Origin of the sequence: Streptomyces sp. NBC_01477, from assembly GCF_036227245.1 — a bacterium.
GTDB lineage: Bacteria > Actinomycetota > Actinomycetes > Streptomycetales > Streptomycetaceae > Actinacidiphila.
Genome location: NZ_CP109445.1, coordinates 7633193 through 7652739, shown reverse-complemented (window position 1 = coordinate 7652739; position 19547 = coordinate 7633193). Strand labels below are relative to the sequence as shown.

Below are 19547 nucleotides of genomic sequence, written 5' to 3'. Positions count from 1 at the left end.
CCGGCTCTCCGGCCGCCGGTGTCAGCCGGCCTTCCTGCGGTCGGTGAAGGTCCCGCCGCGCTCCGCCGTGGCCACCAGCAGCTCGGGCGGGGTGAAGCGCTCGCCGTAGGCGGCGGCCAGTTCGCGCGCCCTGGCGGTGAAGCCGGCGACGCCGCCCGGGTAGCCGTTGATGTACTGCAGGACGCCGCCGGTCCAGGCGGGGAAGCCGATGCCCAGCACCGAGCCGATGTTGGCGTCGGCGACCGAGGTGAGCACGCCCTCCTCCAGCAGCCGGACGGTGTCGAGCGATTCGGCGAACAGCATCCGCTCCTGGAGGTCGGCGAACGGGACGCCGGTGGCGGCGGCCTCGGTGTCCGGCCGCCCGAAGTGCTCGGCGAGGCCCGGCCACAGCCCGGTCCTGCGGCCGTCGGCGTAGTCGTAGAAGCCGGCTCCCCCGCTGCGGCCCGGGCGGCCGAACTCGTCGACCATGCGGTCGACGACGGCCTCCGCCGGGTGCTCCTGCCAGACGCCGCCCGCCGCCTCGACCGCGCTGCGCGTCTCACGGCGGATCCTGGCCATCAGGGTCAGGGTCAGCTCGTCCACCAGCGACAGCACCTTGGCCGGGTAGCCGGCCTGCGCCGCGGCCTGCTCGACGGTCGCGGCGGGGATGCCCTCGCCGATCATCGCGACGCCCTCGTTGATGAAGTGGCCGATCACCCGGGAGGTGAAGAAGCCGCGCGAGTCGTTCACCACGATCGGTGTCTTGCGGATCTGCCGGACCAGGTCGAAGGCGCGGGCCAGCGCCTCGTCGCCGGTCCGCTCGCCCTTGATGATCTCCACCAGCGGCATCCGGTCGACCGGAGAGAAGAAGTGCAGGCCGACGAAGTCCGCGCCGCGGCCCACGCCTTCGGCGAGCTGCGAGATGGGCAGGGTGGAGGTGTTGGAGCACAGCAAGGCGTCGGGCGCCACAATGTGCTCGATCTCCTGGAAGACCTTGTGCTTGAGCGCGGCGTCCTCGAAGACCGCCTCGATGACGGCGTCGCAGCCGGCCAGGTCGGCGGGCTCGGCGGTGGCGGTGATCCTGGCCAGCAGCGCGTCCCGCTTCCCGGCGGTGGTGCGCCCCTTGGCGAGCGCCTTGTCCAGCAGGCCCGCGGAATACGCCTTGCCGCGCTCGGCCGCGTCCAGGGTGACGTCCTTGAGCACGACGTCGATACCGGCCCGGGCGCAGGAGTAGGCGATGCCGGCGCCCATCATGCCGGCGCCGAGCACGGCGACCCGGGTGACCTTGCGGGCGGGTACGCCCGCGGGGCGGCCCGCGCCGGAGTTGACGGCCTGGAGGTCGAAGAAGAACGCCTGGATCATGTTCTTCGAGGTCGGGCCGCAGGCCAGCTCGGTGAAGTAGCGGGCCTCAATCACCGAGGCGGTGTCGATGTCGACCTGGGCGCCCTCGACGGCGGCCGCCAGGATGTTGCGCGGCGCCGGGTAGGGGGCACCGGCCAGCTGCTTGCGCAGGTTGGCGGGGAAGGCCGGCAGGTTGGCGGCGAAGGCGGGGCTCTTGGGGGTGCCGCCGGGAATCTTGTGGCCGGGGGTGTCCCAGGGCTGGCGGGCCTGCGGATTGGCGTCGATGAAGGCGCGGGCGGCGGCGAGCAGGGCGCCGCGGTCCGCGGCGACCTCGTGGATCAGGCCCGCGGCCAGGGCGCGCGGCGCGGAATACTGCGTGCCCTGCAGCAGCACCTTGAGCAGGGCGTCGGCGATGCCGAGCAGCCGTACGGTCCTGACCACGCCGCCGCCGCCGGGCAGCAGGCCGAGGGTGACCTCGGGCAGGCCGATCTTCGTACCCGGCGTGTCGAGGGCGACGCGGTGGTGGCAGGCCAGCGCGATCTCGTAGCCGCCGCCGAGTGCGGCACCGTTGATGGCGGCCACGACGGGCTTGCCGAGGGTTTCCAGGCGGCGCAGCGCGCGCTTCATGCGCATGCCGCCGGCGAAGACCTCCTCGGCGTCACCGGGGGTGGCGCGGATCAGGTAGCGCAGGTCGCCGCCGGCGACGAAGGTCTTCTTGGCGGACGTGACCACGACACCGCGGATGTCGTCGATACCGGCTTCCAGCCGGTCGACGGCGGCGGCGAAGGCGTCGACGAAGGCGGCGTTGATGGTGTTGGCCGAATGCGCCGGGTCGTCGAGGACGAGGGTGACGACGCCGTCCGCGTCCTGCTCCCAGCGGATGATGGTGGGCTCGCTCATGTCGGGTTGGCTCCGTAGCGGCGGGTCGGGGCGGGGACGGGTCAGAGGCGTTCGATGACGGTGGCGACACCCATTCCGCCGCCGACGCAGAGGGTGGCGAGCCCGTAGCGCAGGTCGCGGCGCTCCAGCTCGTCGATGAGCGTGCCGAGCAGCATCGCGCCGGTGGCGCCGAGCGGGTGGCCCAGGGCGATGGCGCCGCCGTTGACGTTGACCTTGTCCAGGCCGACGCCCATGTCCGCGGCGAAGCGCAGGACGACGGCGGCGAAGGCCTCGTTCATCTCGATCAGGTCGATGTCGTCGATGGTCAGGCCGGCCTTGGCGAGCGCCTTGCGGCTGGCGGGGGCGGGTCCGGTGAGCATGATGGTCGGCTCGGAGCCGGAGACGGCCGCGGAGACGATACGGGCCCGCGGCGTCAGGCCGTAGCGCTCGCCGATCTCCCGGCTGCCGATCGCCACCAGGGCCGCGCCGTCCACGATGCCGGAGGAATTCCCCGCGTGGTGGACGTGGTCGATCTTCTCCACCCAGTGGTACTTCTGCAGCACGACCGCGTCGAAGCCGCCGAGGTCGCCGATGTCGGCGAAGGACGGCTTGAGCGCGGCCAGCGACTCGGGGGTGGTGCCGGGGCGCATGTGCTCGTCGTGGTCGAGCACGACGAGCCCGTTGCGGTCCCGCACGGGCACCACGGAACGGGCGAAGCGGCCGTCCTTCCAGGCCTCCGCGGCGCGTTCCTGCGACAGCGAGGCATAGCTGTCCACGTCGTGGCGCGAGAAGCCGCCGAGGGTGGCGATCAGGTCGGCGCCGATGCCCTGGGGCGCGAAGCCGGTCTCCAGGTTGGTCATCGGGTCCATCGCCCAGGCGCCGCCGTCGCTGCCCATCGCGACCCGGGACATCGACTCGACGCCGCCGGCCAGCACCAGGTCCTCCCAGCCGGAACGCACCTTGGCCGCCGCCATGTTCACCGCTTCGAGGCCCGAGGCGCAGAAGCGGTTCTCCTGGACGCCGGCCACCGTGTCGGGCAGCCCCGCGGCGACCGCCGCGATGCGGGCGATGTCGGAGCCCTGGTCGCCGATCGGGCTGACCACGCCGAGCACGATGTCGTCGATCGCGGCCGGGTCGAGGTCCGGGTAGCGGTCGCGCAGTTCGTGGATGAGGCCGACGACCAGGTCGATCGGCTTGGTGCCGTGCAGGGATCCGTTGGCCTTTCCGCGCCCTCGCGGGGTGCGGACGGCGTCGTAGACGTAGGCGTCGGAGCTCAACGTCGTGCCTTTCTGTACGGGGGCGGGCGGGAGCGGGCGGCGGAGCGCGGGCGTCAGGTGCCGGCCGCCGGGCCGGCCGGGTCGTGCGTGCGGGTCAGGGCGGGGGTGTCCCAGTCGCGGGCCACTTCCGCAGTGTGCTCGCCGGGCGGCGCGGGCGGGCGGCGCAGCGCGGTGGGCGTCACCGAGAAGCGGGGTGCGGGGGCCGGCTGGGTCGTGCCGTACACCTCGGTGAAAGTGCCGCGGGCGGCCAGGTGCGGGTGCCGCGGCGCCTCGGTCAGCGACAGTACGGGCGCGGTGCAGGCGTCGGTCCCGGCGAAGACCGCGGTCCACTCCTCGCGGGTCCGGCCGCGGAAGCGGGCGGCGACGGCGGTGCGCAGCTCCGGCCAGCGGGCGGGGTCGTCGCGCAGCGCGGCCTCGTCCGCGGTCAGGCCGAGGATCGCCGCGAAGGTGTCGTAGAAGCGCTGCTCCAGGGCGCCGACGGCCATGTGGCCGCCGTCGGCGGTGGAGTAGACGCCGTAGAAGGGGGCGCCGCCGTCGAGGAGGTTGCTCTCGCGCCGGTCCTGCCAGGCGCCGGCGGCGAGCATGCCGTGCAGCATCGTGCTCAGATGGGCGGCGCCGTCCACGATGGCGGCGTCCACGACCTGGCCCGTGCCGTGCGCGCGGGCGTGGTGCAGGGCGGCGAGCACTCCGGTGACCAGGTAGAGCGAGCCGCCCGCGTAGTCGCCGAGCAGGTTGGCGGGGGCGGTGGGGGCCCCGTCCGCCGGTCCCGCCAGGCCCAGCACTCCGGTGATCGCGATGTAGCCGATGTCGTGCCCGGCGCTCGCGGCCAGCGGGCCGTCCTGGCCCCAGCCGGTCATCCGGCCGTAGACCAGCCGCGGATTGCGTGCCAGGCACTCCCGCGGGCCGACGCCGAGGCGTTCTGCGACGCCCGGGCGGTAGCCCTCGATGAGGATGTCGGCGCGCTCGGCCAGGTCGAGCACGGCCCCGGGGCCTTCGGGCGCCTTGAGATCGACCAGCACCGACCGCTTGTTGCGGTTGGCGAGGTCTGCGGCCGGATCGATGGCCAGGCCCGGGCCGCCGGGGCGGTGGACGCACACGACGTCCGCGCCGAGGTCCGCGAGCAGCATCGCCGCGAAGGGGCCCGGGCCCATTCCGGCCAGTTCGACCACCCGGACACCGGCCAGCGGGCCGGGTGCGGCCGGGGCCGGGGCCTGCGGCGGCCGGTTTGACAGTGGTGATGTCACACTCGCGATGTTAGAAACGTGTTCCAGTTTTCGCAAGGCCAGGCTGAGCGGTCGCTTAGCCGGTGCCGCCGCTCATTGCGCCGTCCTCCGCCCATTGCCGCGCCCTCCGCCTGATGGCGCCTGCGCCTGACGCGGCCTGCGCCACAAACACGCTCCACCTGACGCGCCCTCCGCCCGGCGCAGCCCCGTGCCGCCGTTCAGACGTGGCAATGGCCGCCGGATCCGTCGCCGGTCTCCTTCGGCAGGTCGAGCGCCGGATTGCGGTCGAAGAAGCCGGTCGGCCGCAGGCTGAAACCGCAGACGTCGACCGGCATCACCGGCCAGTCCTCCAGGCGTGGCAGATGGGTGGGGCCGAAGGAGTGCCACACCGTCAGATCGGTGTCCTCCAGCGCCTCGCCGGGCTCCGACCAGGCCGTGACGCCCGCGCCGCCCGCGTGCTGGTTGGGGTAGTCGCCGTCCGGGTAGTGCCGCTCGGGCCGGTAGCGGGTCACCCACAGGTGCTTGGTGGCGTACGCGACCCGCTCGGCGACCGGCGAGCCCGGCTGCGCGAGCAGCAGCGGGCCGCTGTCCGGCACCAGGGTGTAGGCGACCGGTGCGCCCATCCGGTTGTGCGCGCCGGGGTTGACGATCCGCCAGCGCCTGCCCACCGACGGGTCGGCCACCCGCCCGGCCTGGCCGCTGTCGGCGACCGGGGTGGTCCGGGTGGTGAAGGCGTTCCCGTTCGGATTGCCGGCGCCGGTCGGCAGCCGGACCACGTCCACCTCCTCGACCGTGTTGCCGGGGCCGTCCACGGTCACGTCCAGCCGGGCGCAGAAGAGGTGCTGGTGGAAGGGGGCCAGCAGGCCGGGGGCGATCTCGGTGGCGTGCGGCGACCCGGCGCCCGGCCGCGCGGCGGAGGTCTGCAGCAGGCCGGTGGCCTTGGCCTCGAAGGCGATCGTGCCGTCCTGGTGGAGATACCAGTAGAAGCCGTAGTCGTAGTTGCCGAGGGTGGCGATGCAGGAGATCACCAGGCGGCGCGCCCGGCGGGAGTCCACCGCGAAGTCGTCGAAGACGTTGGTGTGCTTCCAGAGCAGGCCGGTGTCCTCCTCGTGGACGCAGATCGCGTTGTGCAGGGTCTCGGGGTGGCCGAGGTCGTCGGCGAGCACCGCGTCGACGTAGGTGATCTCGCCCAGGCAGTCGCAGCCCAGGCGCAGGGCGTTGGCGTTCCGGCCGAGCAGGTACTCGCCGGCGTCCAGGTAGCAGACCCAGTTGCGGGCCGGGTCGGGCTCGGCGTAGGGCACGGCCATCTCGGCGATCGAGGCGCGGTGCAGCACCGGCCGGTCGCGGTCGCCGTCGCGGTGGGTGACCTGGTGCAGCACCAGGCCCTCGCGGGCGTTGAAGTCCAGCCGCAGCCGCCAGTTCTGCCAGCGCAGCACCGGCCCTTCGAGCGCGAAGGACGGCCCGTCCGGCTGGGTGATCTCCAACGGCCGCAGGTCGGTGCGGGCCGGCCCGGTGAAGCCGGCCTCGTAGCGCCCGCATTCGGCCGGGACGGGGACGGCGCCGGTGTCGATCAGCCGGACCACCCGGCGGGCGGTGAGGTCGACCTCGGCGACCAGACCGCCGACCGGGTGGGCGAACGGATTGTCGCCCGCCGTGCAGCGCACGAAGGTCAGCGAGCGCAGCATCCGCCGGCCGACCTCCGAGGCGATGCCGAAGTTGCCCGCGGCCAGCGGGGCCGCGATGACCAGCGAGAGATCGGTGATGCCGCGTTCGGCCATCGCCTCGCGCCAGCCGGGGTCGGCCTTGACGATCTCGTCGCAGGTCCCGTACTCCTCGAACAGCAGCGGCGGCTGGCCGTCGGCCGCCGGGTCGAGGTCGCGGTAGGACAGCAGCACCCCCGCGGTGGTGTCGCTGACGTCCACCAGCGCCTCGGCCGCCCGGCCGGTGCCGGAGTCCAGCAGGGTGACCCGCACCCGGCGGCTGACCGGGTCGCCGGGGCGGTGCGCGAGCACCGCGTGCCGGTCGGGCTCGTCCGGCAGCACCAGCGGGAAGCGGGTGGCCCCGGTGACCCTGCCCTCCGCCTCCAGCGCGGCGCGGGCGGCGCCGATCTCGGCCGCGGTCAGCGGGTCCAGCGGGTGGGGGGCCGCGGCGGGTGCGGTCTCGGAGTCCGTTGAGCAGCAGGTCATGGGGGGTCCTGACGACGGGGACGGGCTGGCGGGGCCGGTGCCTGGACGTGGGCCGGTGCCCAGGCCCGGTCCTTCACCGTACGGGTCAGGCGGTGGCCTCGGCCGCGGCTGCCTTCTCCAACTGGAAGGCCTCGTTGCCCTGCCCGATCCTGGCGTGCACCTCGGGCCGCCGGCTCCGCAGCACCAGGCCGCAGACCAGACCGATCGCCGCGGCCAGCGCGATGATGCCGGGCAGGATCCAGCGCAGCCCGTGGCCCGGGTCGGCGCCGAGCAGCACGGAGAAGTCCTTCACCGAGTACACGAAGATCCCCCCGAGCGCGACGGCGGCGACGCCGGAGGTGAGCAGCCGCCAGCCCTGGACGCGGGCGGCGCCGCGCTTGACGAAGAAGGTGATCACCGCGACGGCCGCGGTGGCCATCAGCAGCACCACGCCGAGCGCGCCGACGTTGCCCGCCCAGGTGAACAGCCGCAGCACCGGCGCCGTCGGGTCGCCGACCGGCCGGTCGTCGGTGACGGCGAAGGCGACGACCACCACCAGCGAGACCGCGGTCTGCAGGAAGGAGCCGACGGCCGGGGCGCCGCTGGACTTCGAGGTGCGGCCGACCGCCGAGGGCAGCAGTCCGTCGCGGCCCATGGCGAAGGCGTAGCGCGCCACCACATTGTGGAAGCTCAGCATCGAGGCGAAGATGCCGGTGATGAAGAAGACGTTGAGGGTGTCGGTGAAGGCGGTGCCGAGCCGGTCCTGATTGAGCGCGAAGATCAGGTTGGGGCCCTCCTTCTGCGCTCCGGCGACGACGCCCGAGGGGCCGGTGCCGACCGTGATCGCCCACGCGCTCAGGGCGAAGAAGACGGTGGCGAAGCCGATGGCCAGGAACATCACCTTGGACACCACCCGCTGCGGGTCGCTGGTCTCCTCGGCGTAGACCGGTGCCTGCTCGAAGCCGACGAAGCCGGCGATGGTGAAGCACAGCGCGGTGCCCAGGCCCGCGCCGCTGAGCGTGCCGGGGTCGAAGGCGTGCACCGAGACGCCCTGCGGGCCCGGGTCGCTGAGGAAGCTGATGTCGAACACCAGGGTCAGCAGGGTCTCGATGAGCAGCAGCACACCGAGGGTCCTGGCATTGAGGTCGATCTTCAGCGCGCCGAAGGCCGCGGTGATCGCGACCCCGCCGAGCGCCGGAATCCACCAGGCGACGTCGTGGTGCCAGTGCTGGGCGATCTGGCTGGAGATCTCGAAGCCGAAGATGCCGTAGGTGCCGATCTGCATGATGCTGTAGGCGAACAGCGCCACGTACGAGGCGCCGGCGCCGGCCGTACCGCCGAGCCCGCGGGCTATGTAGGCGTACAGCGCACCGGCGTTGTGCACGTGCCGGCTCATCTCGGCGTAGCCGAAGCTGAACAGGATGAGCACGGCGCCGACGATGACGAACAGCAGCGGCACCCCGACGATGCCCATGGTGGCGAAGGTGGTGGGGATGACGCCTGCCACCACCATCAGCGGTGCGGTGGCCGCGAGTACCGAGAGCAGCAGGGCCGGCGCGCCGATCCGGTCCGCGCGCAGCGCGCGCTGCTCTCCCTTGAACGTGCTGATGCCGGTCGTACTGCCCGTCAGCATGGCTCTGTTCCTTCCGTGGGGGGGGTGGTTGCCCATAGGGCGGGTGCTAGGCGGGACCGAAGCCGAGCGCGACATTGCGCGCGGCGCGGAAGGCCTTCTTCGGGTCGCGGTCGTAGTACGACCAGGGGACGCGGGTCGCGTGGGGGCCGATCCGGTTGAACAGCGCGGCGGCGGCCACCGTGTCGCCCGCGTGGGCGTGCACGAAGGCCAGATGGTTGAGGTCGAGCAGCAGCCGCGGGTGGTTGCCGCCGTCCCACTCCAGCCACCAGTCGAAGGCGCTGCGCAGATTCGCCCTGGCCCGCGAGCTGGTCCAGAACGGCAGCCCGGTCGGGTCGGCGGGCAGCGCGCCCGCCGCGGCCAGCACGTGGTAGCGCTCGACGAGGGCGACCAGCGGCAGCACACCGAGCGGTGAGCCCTGCCCCGCCTCGTCCGCGGCCCACTCGGCGAACTCGTACACCTCGTGGAAGGGGTCGTCGCCGTCGGTCTTCTGACGCTCCGCCAGGCAGCGGGTCATCAGGTAGTGCCCGTGGTGGTGGCCGCGGTGCCGGCCGCGTACCTGGTCGAAGGCGCGGACCTGCTCGTCGTCGGTGCCGGTGCGGCGGGCCAGGATGAGCAGGCCGAGCCACGGCGAGGGGTCGGCCGGGGTCATACGGGCCGCCCGCAGGCAGGCGTCCCGGGCCGATTCCGCGCTCTGCCGGCCGGCCACGGCGCGGAAGACCGCGGCGGTCGCGCACAGGGCGGCGGCGTCCGCGCTCTCCGGCTCCGCGAGCCGCCATTCCTCGGCCCATGCGGCGGCGGACCGGCCTTCGCCGAGCACGACCAGCCGGTGGCCGCGCAGGTCCCAGTCGTCTCCGGTACGCGCGAGCAGCGCGCGGACCTCCGTCCAGCGGCCCTGTTGCAGGGCGGCACGAACGGCGACCAGCTCCTCGTCGCCGAGAGCGGTGTCGAAAGCCACGTTGTCCTTGCCACGCGAAAAGCGGAAGGGTGGCGGCGGTGGGGTCATCCGCGGGCAGCCCTCCACGGCGCGCGTTACGTCATGTGATCGCCAACAGCCAAGCGGTAGGCGGCCGTCCGGTACAAGTCCGGTCCTGTTGTCTTGCTGTAGTCCCGTAGGGTGGCGTCGGTTTGGAATCGGGAACCCGGGGGTTCGCGCGTTCCGCTGCGCGGAAGAGGTTCGGGCTGGTATTCGAATAGGCGATTCGCTACGACGTGGAGTCGCCGTTGGGCGGCGCGGCAGGGACCGGGTGAATGGACGGCACAAACGTGGCACGCGAGGGCTCCGCCGCCTCGACGCATCCGCTGGCCTACGTCCGGCGCAGGCACGGCTGGAGCTACCAGGACGTCGCCCGGGTGATCGCCGAGCACGCGCGGGCGCTCGGGGTGCCGATGGCGGCCCGGCGCGAGAAGGTGTGGCGCTGGGAGCACTGGGGCGTCGTCCCCGAGGCCGACAGCCAGCGGGCGCTGGCCCGCGCGCTCGGCATACCGGCGCGTGAGGTCGACGCCCGCCCGTGGCCGCGCTGGCTGCCCGCGCACGGCGGGATGCCCGACGGGCTGCCCTGGACCACCGAGGGCAGCCTGACCGCGCTGGCCTCGGTCCTCGACGACACGCCGGCCGGCCCGTGCGGCGTCCCGATCGCCGACGAGCCGGCGCTGCTCGACGCGATCGCCGACTGGGACGCGGCGGGCGCGGAGGACGCCAGGCACCGCGGCACCGCAGCCGCCGAGCACCCGCCGGTCCAGGCCGCAGCCGCGGCGGAGCACTCCGTGGTCGACGGGTCCGCGCTCGACTGGCTGGAGGCCGGGGTCACCGGGCTGCGGCAGCTGGACGACCGGCTCGGCGGCGCGGCCGTACGGCACCGGGTGGAGGCCGATCTGCGGCTGGTCAACGGGCTGCTGCGGCGCGGGCTGCCCGGGCGCGGCGGACGCGGGGCGGAACGGCGGCTGCTGCGGGTGGCCGCGGACCTGGCCCAGCTCGGCGGCTGGGCCGCCACCGACTGCGGCCGCCACGGGGCCGCCCAGCGGCACTGCCTGACGGGCCTTCGGCTCGCGCACAGCGCGGGCGACCGGCCGCTGGCCGTCGCCCTGTGGGGCGCTCTCGCGCTCCAGTCGGTGATCGCGGACCGCCCGCAGGACGCGGTGGCCGCCGCGGAGGCGGCGGTACGGGCGGCGGGCGGCGGTCCTCCCTCGGTCCGTGCGCTGGCCGCGAGCCGGCTGGCCAGGGCGCACGCGGCGGCCGGCGCCGAGGGCGCCTGCCTGCGGGCCGAGGCCGAGGCGGAACGGCAGCTGGACGCGGCGGGCACGGACCCGGGGCCGCCGTGGCTGTACTGGCTGGGCACGGCCGAACTCACCGCGCAGCACGGCCTGTGCCTGCTCGCGCTCGGCCGGGCGGCCGAGGCGGCGCCGCTGCTGGACCGGGCGCTGGAGCGGCTGGAGCCGTCCTTCGTCCGCGACCGCAGCCTCTACGCGGCCCGCGCCGCCGAGGCGCACGCGCGTACCGGCGACCGGGACCGCGCCATGGAGCTGGGCCGGGAGGCCGCCCGGCTGTCCCGGCACTGCGGCTCACCGCGGCTGGCGGCGGCGCTCGACACGCTCAAGGGATGCCTGGACGAGGACGGGCGGCAGAGCAGGACAGTCATGACCTAACGATGACCGATTCCCCCGTACGGCCGGCTCCGTAACGTCGTGACCTGCAAGGAGACGGCGCAACCCGGCGCCGGCGACAGCAGGGAGACATCCGTCATGAGCGACATCCAGCAGCTGGTCGAGCAGTACATCGCGGTGTGGAACGAGACCGACCCGGCCGCCAGGCGACAGGGGATCGACGCGGTCTTCGCCGCCGACGCCCGCTACACCGACCCGCTGGCCGACGTCACCGGGCGGGACGCGCTCGACGCGGTGATCGCCGCCGTGCAGGCGCAGTTCGCGGGCCTGGTCTTCACCCTCGGCCCGGTCGACGCGCACCACGACATCGCCCGCTTCACCTGGGAGCTGGGACCGGCCGGCGGCGAGTCGCTGGTGGTCGGCTTCGACGTGGTCACCACCGGCGCCGACGGGCTGGTGCAGCACGTCCTCGGCTTCCTCGACAAGGTGCCGGCCGCCGCCTGACCGGCGCTCCGCCGCTCAGCCCCCTTCTCGTGACAGGAGTTCCGTCATGGCCTCGGCCACCTCCACGCTCTCCCCGTCCGCGCCCGGGAGCGCCGCTCCGGACGCCGGACGGCCCGGTCTCGGCCTGCTGGTCCTGCTGGCCGCCACCTTCATGACCGCGCTCGACATCTTCATCGTCAATGTGGCGATACCCGCGGTGCAGAGCGATCTGGGGGCCGGCACCGCGGCGATCGAGTGGGTGGTGGCCGGCTTCGGCCTGGCCGTGGCCACCGGGCTGATCACCGCCGGCCGGCTCGGTGACATCTTCGGCAGGCGGCGGATGTTCACGGTGGGGCTCGCGCTGTTCACCGCGACCTCGGCGGCCTGCGGCTTCGCGCCGACCGCCGGGACACTGGTGGCGGCGCGGGTGCTGCAGGGGCTGTCCGCGGCCCTGATGGGCCCGCAGGTGCTGGCGATCCTGCAGACCGGCTGGACGGGCAAGGCGCAGGCCCGCGCGTTCAGCATGTACGGGCTGACGATGGGGGTCGGCGCGGTCTTCGGGCAGCTGATCGGCGGACTGCTGATCAAGGCGGACCTGCTGGGGCTGGGCTGGCGGGCCTGCTTCCTGATCAACCTGCCGGTGGGCCTGGCGGCGCTGGCCGCCACACCGCGGGCGCTGCGCGAGTCGCGGGCGCCGCGGCGGCCACGGCTGGACAACACCGGTGTGGCGCTGTCCACCGCTGCGGTCGTCGCCCTGGTGCTGCCGCTGATCCAGGGCCGTTCGCTGGGCTGGCCGCTGTGGACGTGGCTGTGCCTGGCCGGGTCCGCCGTGCTCTTCACGGTCTTCGTGGCGCACCAGCGGCGGCTGGGCGCGGCGGGCGGCGACCCGGTGCTCGACACCGCGCTCTTCCGGCAGCGCGGCTTCGCCGCCGGGGCGCTGGCGCAGCTGGTGTTCTGGGCCGGCCAGGGCTCGTTCTTCCTGGTCCTCGCCCTGTATCTGCAGGCGGGCCGGGGGCTCGACGCCCTGGCGTCGGGTGTGGTCTTCCTGGCCATCGGCGTCGGCTACCTGCTCACCTCGACCGCCGCGCACCGGCTCGCGGGACGCCTCGGCAGCCGTACGGTGCCGGCGGGGGCGCTGTTCATGGCCGCGGGTCTGGGCGCGCTGTGGGCCGCGGTGCACGCGTCGGGCACCACCGGCAGCCTGTGGGAGCTGGTGCCCGGGCTGTTCCTCGACGGCGTCGGAATGGGCATGGTGATCGCGCCGCTCACGCATGACGCGCTGGCCACGGTCCCGGCGCACCTGGTCGGCGCGGCCTCCGGGGTGGTGGCGACCATCCAGCAGGTCAGCGGTGCGCTGGGGATCGCGCTGATCGGCATCGTCTTCTACAACGCGGTGGGCGCCGGGGCGCCGGAGCACTACCCGCACGCCTTCGGTCTCGGCCTGGCCTTCCTTCTGGCGCTCGAACTGCTGCTGGCCGTGCTCACCGCCCGCCGCCCCGGGGCGCGCTGAAGCCGGGACACGCCGGACGGCGGCACGGGTGAGGGGCGCCCCTCATGGATGGGCGCCCCTCACCCGTGCACCGCCGCCGCCCCGTCCGCAGGACCTGCCCCGGACGCGGTGGCGCCGCGCCGTTGATCCCCGGGGAGCGGGGAGCGGGCGTCAGGTGCGGACGAGCCGGACGACGGGGATGTCGCGGTCGGTGCGCTCCTGGTATTCGGCGTAGGGCGGGTAGACCTCCAGCAGGTGCGGCCACACGCGGGCCTTGTCCTCGGCGGACAGCACCTCGGCACGGGCCGCGAAACGCTCGCCGAGCACGCGCAGGTGGACCTCGGGATTGGCGACGAGGCTGTTGAACCACAGCGGGTGCTCGGTGGCGCCGCCCTTGGAGGCGACGATCAGGTAGTCGTCGCCGTCACGGCCGTAGATCAGTACCGTGCGGCGCCACTCGCCGGTGCGGCGGCCCTGGTAGTCGAGCAGCAGGCAGGGCGAGCCCTTGAGGTCGGTGGCTTCGGTGCCGTCCGACTCCTCGTAGCGCTTGGCCTGTTCCGCCACCCACGATTCAGGGCTGATCTTCACCGTGGCGGGGTCGTAGACGGTCATCCGTATGCCTCCTAGAGGGTTGTCGGCAACGCTTCCCACTCTAGATCCCCGCCCCGCCCCGGCTCAGCGGCGACGCCGTCTGGACGGGTACGACCAGCCGGAGCCGACTCCGGCGAGGTGCAGGGCCACGAAGCACAACCCCGCGATCATCAGGCTTATCGGCGTGAAGGCCGCGTCCGTGTCGGTGCTCGTGACGTTGATCAGGTAAGCGATGGCGAAGATGACGGCGCCCACGGCTGCCAGCATGTGACCCTCCTCGGCGATGGCCGCCCCTGCGGGCGGCGATCGGTCTCCGGACGCCGGCGGCGTCCGTCACCGACCGTCTGCCCGGCAACCGTCTTTCGACGCACGCCGGTTCGATTTCCGCGGCCGTGCCGGGAGGCGGCTCACTCCCCCAGGCCGGGCGCGCCCCAGACCGGGAACCAGCGGGACAGATCGGCCTCCAGCCGCAGGTCGTTGGCGACCAGGGCATTGACCTGGAGCTCCAGGGCGTGGTCGCGCTTCTCGCCGGGCAGCGGCGCGAAAGGGTAGAACGAACCTCTTTTGTAGAGGTAGACCAGGGCCATCCGGTGGCCCTCGGGATCGTGGAAGCCGACCAGGGAGCACAGCAGTTGCGGGCCGAAGCCGTTGGCCTCCAGCGCGGAATTGACGGCGTGCAGATCGGTGACGAGGTCGGTCATCCCGGTGGGCTCGTGCCGGGACTGCAGCCAGGTGTAGCCGTAGGAGTCGCGGCTGGACTCGACCTCCAGCAGGGCGTGCAGGTCCTGCTGGACCTCGGTGAAGGCGCCGCCCTCGACGGCCGCGAAGCACACCGCGCCCAGGCCGGTCGGGCGCAGTTCGCTCGCCGCCTGGAGGGTGATCGCGGCCGAGGACAGCCCGAAGAGCTGGTCGAGGTCGGGGCGGACCGGCTTGCTGCGGCCGAGCAGCACGTCGAGCAGGCCCATCAGCGGCGGTCCAGTTCGACCGTGATGGCGGCGAGCTGCGCCAGCCGCTGTTCGAGGCTGGGATGGGTGGCGAGCAGCTTGGAGACGGTGGGGCTGGTAGTGAGCGCGGGGGCGAAGTAGAACGCGTTGAAGGGCTCGGCGACGCGCAGGTCCTTGGTGGGGATGGCGGCCAGTTCGCCGCTGACCTTGGTGAGCGCGGAGGCCAGTGCCGACGGGCGGCCGGTCAGCAGGGCGGCGCTGCGGTCGGCGGACAGCTCGCGGTAGCGCGACAGCATCCGGGTGAGCAGGAAGCTGATCACATAGACCACCGCGCTGACCAGCGGTACGAGGATGAACAGGACGGCGGTGCCCGGGTCGCGGCTGCGCCGGAAGCCGCCCCACAGGCCGATCCGGGTGATGACGCCGGCCAGGATGCCGAGGAAGGACGCGATCGTCATCACGGCGACGTCCTTGTGCGCGACATGGGACAGCTCGTGCGCGACGACGCCTTCCAGCTCCTCCGGCTCCAGTCTGCGCAGCAGCCCGGTGGTGACGCACACCACCGTGTTCTTCTGATTGCGTCCGGTCGCGAACGCGTTGGGCACATCGGACTGCGCGACGGCGACCTTCGGCTTGGGCAGGTCCGCGAGCGCGCAGATCCGGTCCACGACGCCGTGCAGTTCCGGCTGCTCCTGCGCGCTGACCTCATGGGCGCCCATGCTGAATGCGGCGATCCGGTCGCTGAACCAGAACTGGACCACGAAGAGCAGTCCGGCGATGATCACAATGATCGGCCAGGCGCCGTGCAGCAGGGCGATCAGCGCGCCGACGAAGACGACATAGAGCAGTCCGATCAGGAACATCGTGACGACCATGCGGGTCGTCAGTCCCCGGTCCTGTGCGAAGCGGTTGCGTGGCATGGCCCCTCCCGAGCTGTGCGGGGGCGCGGGTCGCGGGGGGCGGCCCTGCGTGCTCCACTGGTAATGAGTGTGCCTGCACCTTCAACTGTTGCACCGATCCAACGACCGGGACGACCCTTCCGGTTCCGCTCATCGGGTCACATCGAGCACCAGCTTCCCCATCGTGCGCCGGGCGCGCAGATCGGCGTGCGCCCCGGCCGCCTCGGAAAGGCCGTAGACGCCGCCGAGCCGGGGGCGCAGCCGGCCCTTCGCCGTCATGGCGAGCAGCTCGGCCAGCGGCTCGTGGTACATCCCCGGGCGGCCCAGGCAGTGCATCAGCCAGAAGCCGACGACGGCCCGCGACCGGCCCATCAGCTGGGCGGGCTGCACCGGGGCGGGAGGGGTCCTCGACGCCATTCCGTAGGCGACCAGTCGGCCGAACGGGGCGAGGGCGGCCAGCGAGGCGTCGAAGACCGGGCCGCCGGTCATCTCCAGCACGATGTCGACCTTGCGCCCGCCGTTGGCCGCGGTCAGCCGCTCGGTGAGGCCTTCCGGGTCGCCGTCGACCGCGGCGTCGGCGCCCAGTTCCAGCGCCAGGTCGCGCTTGTCCTGGGTGGACGCGGTGGCGATCACCCGGCCCGCGCCGAACTCCTTGGCGAGCTGGACGGCGAGCGAGCCGGTGCCGCCGGCCGCCGCGTGCACCACGACGCTCTCGCCGGGCGCCAGCCGCGCCGACGTCCGCAGCAGGTGCCAGGCGGTGAGGCCCTGCACGATCAGCGCGAGCGCCTGACCGTCGGTGACGTCGTCCGGCACGTCGTGGGCCAGCGCCTCCTGGACAGCGGCCTTCTGGGCGTATCCCCCGTTGTCGGTGAGGGCGACGACCCGGCGGCCCCCGGCGGTCCGGCCGACGACCTCGGCGCCCGGCACCATGGGCAGGGTGGAGCGGGCGAGGTACGAATTCTCCACGGTGTGCGTGTCGGCGTAGTTCACCCCGGCCGAGTCGACGTCCAGCAGCAGCTGTCCCGCACCCGCGACCGGATCGGGCAGTTCGGCCACCTTCAGGACGTCGGGTCCGCCGAATTCGGTGATCTGTATCGCCCGCACGGCGACTCCTCCGGGGTAGGCCTCGCGCCGGGGTTCCGGCACGCTCCCGATATTACCGACTGGTCGGTACGGGGACTACCCGTGGCGGTGTGCCGCGCCTTTCGCAGCCCTCGGCACATTCCCGCGCCTTCCCCCGCCTCCCTATGCGCCTTTCGGTGCCTCTCGGTGCCTCTCGGTGCTTTTCCGCGCCTGCCCTCGCCTGGCCACGCCCGTCTCGCCGCGGTCAGGCCGCGGGGACCGGCCGGGGCGGCGGCGGGCCCACATAGCGGGCGGACGGGCGGATGATCTTGCTGTCGGCGGCCTGCTCCAGGATGTTGGCGCTCCAGCCGACCACCCGGGCGGCGGCGAAGGTCGGCGTGAACATCTCCCGCGGCAGCCCGCACAGCTCCATCACCACACCGGCGTAGAACTCCACGTTGATGTGCAGCTCGCGCCCCGGCTTCAGCTCCGCGAGCAGCGCCTCCGCGCGCTCCTCGACCTGGACGGCGAAGTCGACCAGGTCGCCGCCGATGTCCTGGGCCATCCCCTTCAACAGCCGGGACCGCGGGTCCTCGGTGCGGTAGACGGGGTGACCGAAGCCCATGATCCGCTCGCCGGCCGCGATGTGCTCGCGCAGCCAGCCGTCGATACGGTCCGGGCCGCCGATCGCGTCCAGCGTGTCGAGCGCGCGGCTCGGCGCCCCGCCGTGCAGCGGTCCCGACAGCGCGCCGACCGCGCCGACCAGGCAGGCCGCCAGGTCCGCGCCGGTCGAGGCGATGACCCGGGCGGTGAAGGTCGAGGCGTTGAAGCCGTGGTCGACGGTCGAGATCAGATACTGCTCGACGGCCCGCGCCCGGTCCCGGTCCGGCTCCTCGCCGGTGAGCATGTAGAGGTAGTTCGCGGCGTACGGCAGGTCGTCGCGCGGCTCGACGGGCTCAAGGCCGCGGCCGAGCCGGTGCAGCGCGGTCAGCAGTGTCGGTACGGCCGCGCAGGCGGCCAGCGCGTCGGCCTGCCGCCGGGCCGGGTCGAGGTCGTACAGCGGCCGGAATCCGGCGGCGGCGCCGGTCAACGACAGCGCCGTACGCAGCCCCGCGAGCGGCCCCGACGCGCCGGTGGCGCGTGCCACGGCGGGCAGCGCGTCCTTGACGGCCGCGGGCAGGTGGCGCAGCCGCGCGGTCTGCCGGGTGAAGCGGGCGCGCTCCTGCGCGGTCGGCAGTGTGCCGTGGAACATCAGATGCCAGACGTCCTCGAAGCCGCGGCTCGCGGCCAGCTCGACCGCGGAGAACTCGCGGTAGTGGTAGAAGCCCTCGGTTCCGCGGACGTCGCCGAGCACGGTGTCGGTGACGATCACGCCCTTGAGGCCGCGCGGGGCTTCGAGCGGGGCCGCCTGCGGCGGTGCGGTGGGCAGTTCGGTGGTGGGCATCGGTTTCCTCCTCGGCTCTTGACTTGACTGTCCATGATTGATTCTTGGAGTGTCAATGTTGATCGATCAATGTGGGCGACGGTTGATGCGGGGTGGATACGGTGGCGCCCATGACCGACGGGACAGCGGGCGACGGCGACGGCGAGCGCGAGCGCATCAGTACGCGGGAGGCCGCCGACCGGCTCGGCGTCAAGCCGGAGACGCTGTACGCGTACGTCAGCCGGGGGCTGCTCGGCAGCCGGCGCGCCGCCGGCGGGCGGGGCAGCACCTTCGACCCGTTGGAGGTCGCCGCACTGGCGGCCAGGGGCCGTGCGGCCACCGCGGGCGCCCCCGCCTCGGGTGACACCGAGGGCGGCTGGGGCCGGATCCGTACCGGCATCACGCTCATCGACCCGGCCGCCGACAGCTACGCCTTCCGGGGGGTGGACGCGGTCGCCCTCGCGGAGGCGTACGCGTACGAGGAGGTCGCGGAGTGGCTGTGGACCGGGGAGCTGGTCCCCGGCGTCCACTTCACCGCTCCCCCGGCGCCGCTGGCCGCGGCCCGGGCCGCGGCAGGCGCGCTGCCCGCCGGCAGCGGGCCGATGGACCGGATGCGCGTTGCCGTGATCGCCGCGGGCGGGGCGGATCCGCTGCGCTTCGACCTCGCGCGGGACGCGGTGCTCGGGTCGGCGCGCGGGCTGATTCCGACGCTGGTCGACGCGCTGCCGCCGGCCGGCGGGGAAGCCGTGGACAGTGCCGCGCCGATCGCCCGGCGGCTGTGGTCGCGGCTCACCGCGCGAGACGCGGACCCGGCGTCGCTGCGGGTGCTGGACGCGGCGCTCGCGCTGCTCATCGACCACGACCTGGCCGCGTCGACGCTCGCGGTACGGGTCGCGGCGTCCGCCCGCGCCCACCCCTACGCCGCCGTGTCCGCCGGGCTCGGCGCGCTCGACGGGCCGCTGCACGGGCAGGCCAGCGCGCTGGCCCACCGGATGCTCCGCGACGTCCTGGACCAGGGCGGCGCCGGCCCCGTGGTCGCCGCGCACCTGCGGGCCGGGCAGCGCGTGCCGGGGCTCGGCCACCGGCTCTACCGCGGCGAGGACCCCCGGGCGCGGCTGCTGCTCGCGCGGCTCGCCGAGGTGCCCGCCGCGGCGGACGCGCTCGCCGCGGCGCGCGACACCGTCGCCACGGCGGCGCGGCACACACCGCTGCACGCGAATGTCGATCTGGCGCTCGCGGTGCTGTCGGTCGCCTCGGACATGCCGGCGGAGGCGGGCGAGGCGATCTTTGCCGTGGGCAGGACCGCGGGGTGGGTCGCGCACGCGCTGGAGGAGTACGGGGAGCGGGCCTTGCGGATGCGGCCCACCGGAATCTATGTCGGGCCGGCGGCCCCTCGCCCGCTTCCCCCCGGCGGGGGGCGGTGAGGTCTGCGGTCCCGGCGCGGTTCCTCACGGCCGTGGGGGTGCCACGTGGCGTGGCCTTCGCACTTGCGGTGCGCTGTGGCCGGGCGCGCAGTTCCGCGCCCCCCGGGGCGCCACTCGGCGTGACGCTGCCTCCG

At 73.8% G+C, this 19547-nt stretch carries 16 protein-coding genes; 4 read left to right on the top strand and 12 right to left on the bottom strand.

Annotated elements, in window-relative coordinates; genetic code table 11:
• Positions 1–21 precede the first annotated feature (21 nt).
• From OHA86_RS32565 to OHA86_RS32540, 6 genes are all read right to left on the bottom strand, one after another.
• Positions 22–2220, bottom strand: coding sequence for a 3-hydroxyacyl-CoA dehydrogenase NAD-binding domain-containing protein (locus OHA86_RS32565; protein WP_329181134.1), 2199 nt, complete (start codon positions 2218–2220; stop codon positions 22–24).
• A gap of 41 nt (positions 2221–2261) precedes the next feature.
• Positions 2262–3476: an acetyl-CoA C-acetyltransferase gene (locus OHA86_RS32560; protein WP_329181132.1), complete on the bottom strand. Its 1215-nt coding sequence runs from the start codon at positions 3474–3476 to the stop codon at positions 2262–2264.
• Positions 3477–3529: 53 nt separating this feature from the next.
• A complete protein-coding gene (locus OHA86_RS32555; protein WP_329181130.1) occupies positions 3530–4720 on the bottom strand; it encodes a CaiB/BaiF CoA transferase family protein in 1191 nt (396 codons plus the stop codon).
• A gap of 197 nt (positions 4721–4917) precedes the next feature.
• Positions 4918–6885 (bottom strand): primary-amine oxidase, encoded by a 1968-nt coding sequence (locus OHA86_RS32550; RefSeq protein WP_329181128.1) that lies wholly within the window; start codon positions 6883–6885, stop codon positions 4918–4920.
• 85 nt (positions 6886–6970) lie between these two features.
• Complete coding sequence (locus OHA86_RS32545; RefSeq protein WP_443071928.1) at positions 6971–8533, bottom strand: APC family permease; 1563 nt, start codon at positions 8531–8533, stop codon at positions 6971–6973.
• Positions 8534–8543: 10 nt separating this feature from the next.
• The gene (locus tag OHA86_RS32540) at positions 8544–9500 is read right to left on the bottom strand and encodes a hypothetical protein (protein ID WP_329181124.1); all 957 of its coding nucleotides are present in this window, start codon (positions 9498–9500) and stop codon (positions 8544–8546) included.
• Positions 9501–9745: 245 nt separating this feature from the next.
• Here OHA86_RS32540 and OHA86_RS32535 point away from each other — a divergent pair, with 245 nt between their 5' ends.
• The 3 genes from OHA86_RS32535 (at position 9746) to OHA86_RS32525 (ending at position 13091) form a co-directional block, all read left to right on the top strand.
• Entirely contained in the window at positions 9746–11140 is a 1395-nt protein-coding gene (locus tag OHA86_RS32535; RefSeq protein ID WP_329181122.1) for a hypothetical protein, read from the top strand.
• 96 nt (positions 11141–11236) lie between these two features.
• A complete protein-coding gene (locus OHA86_RS32530; RefSeq protein WP_329181121.1) occupies positions 11237–11602 on the top strand; it encodes a nuclear transport factor 2 family protein in 366 nt (121 codons plus the stop codon).
• 46 nt (positions 11603–11648) lie between these two features.
• The gene (locus tag OHA86_RS32525; RefSeq protein WP_329181120.1) at positions 11649–13091 is read left to right on the top strand and encodes an MFS transporter; all 1443 of its coding nucleotides are present in this window, start codon (positions 11649–11651) and stop codon (positions 13089–13091) included.
• 150 nt (positions 13092–13241) lie between these two features.
• Here OHA86_RS32525 and OHA86_RS32520 read toward each other — a convergent pair whose 3' ends face one another.
• The 6 genes from OHA86_RS32520 to OHA86_RS32495 all read right to left on the bottom strand — a co-directional run bounded on the left by OHA86_RS32520 (position 13242) and on the right by OHA86_RS32495 (position 18010).
• The gene (locus OHA86_RS32520; protein WP_329181118.1) at positions 13242–13682 is read right to left on the bottom strand and encodes a nitroreductase family deazaflavin-dependent oxidoreductase; all 441 of its coding nucleotides are present in this window, start codon (positions 13680–13682) and stop codon (positions 13242–13244) included.
• A 63-nt stretch (positions 13683–13745) separates the two neighbouring features.
• Positions 13746–13928: a hypothetical protein gene (locus OHA86_RS32515; RefSeq protein WP_329181116.1), complete on the bottom strand. Its 183-nt coding sequence runs from the start codon at positions 13926–13928 to the stop codon at positions 13746–13748.
• A gap of 140 nt (positions 13929–14068) precedes the next feature.
• The gene (gene pspAB / locus OHA86_RS32510) at positions 14069–14626 is read right to left on the bottom strand and encodes a PspA-associated protein PspAB (protein WP_329181115.1); all 558 of its coding nucleotides are present in this window, start codon (positions 14624–14626) and stop codon (positions 14069–14071) included.
• A complete protein-coding gene (gene htpX, locus OHA86_RS32505; RefSeq protein ID WP_329181113.1) occupies positions 14626–15525 on the bottom strand; it encodes a zinc metalloprotease HtpX in 900 nt (299 codons plus the stop codon). Before htpX ends, pspAB begins: the two co-directional genes overlap by 1 nt.
• Positions 15526–15654: 129 nt before the next feature.
• Entirely contained in the window at positions 15655–16608 is a 954-nt protein-coding gene (locus OHA86_RS32500; protein ID WP_329182639.1) for a quinone oxidoreductase family protein, read from the bottom strand.
• Positions 16609–16831: 223 nt separating this feature from the next.
• Positions 16832–18010: a citrate synthase gene (locus OHA86_RS32495; RefSeq protein WP_329181112.1), complete on the bottom strand. Its 1179-nt coding sequence runs from the start codon at positions 18008–18010 to the stop codon at positions 16832–16834.
• A gap of 110 nt (positions 18011–18120) precedes the next feature.
• Between OHA86_RS32495 and OHA86_RS32490 the strand changes: the two genes are divergently transcribed.
• On the top strand, positions 18121–19413 hold the full coding sequence (locus OHA86_RS32490) for a citrate/2-methylcitrate synthase (RefSeq protein WP_329181110.1): 1293 nt from the start codon (positions 18121–18123) through the stop codon (positions 19411–19413).
• Positions 19414–19547 lie beyond the last annotated feature (134 nt).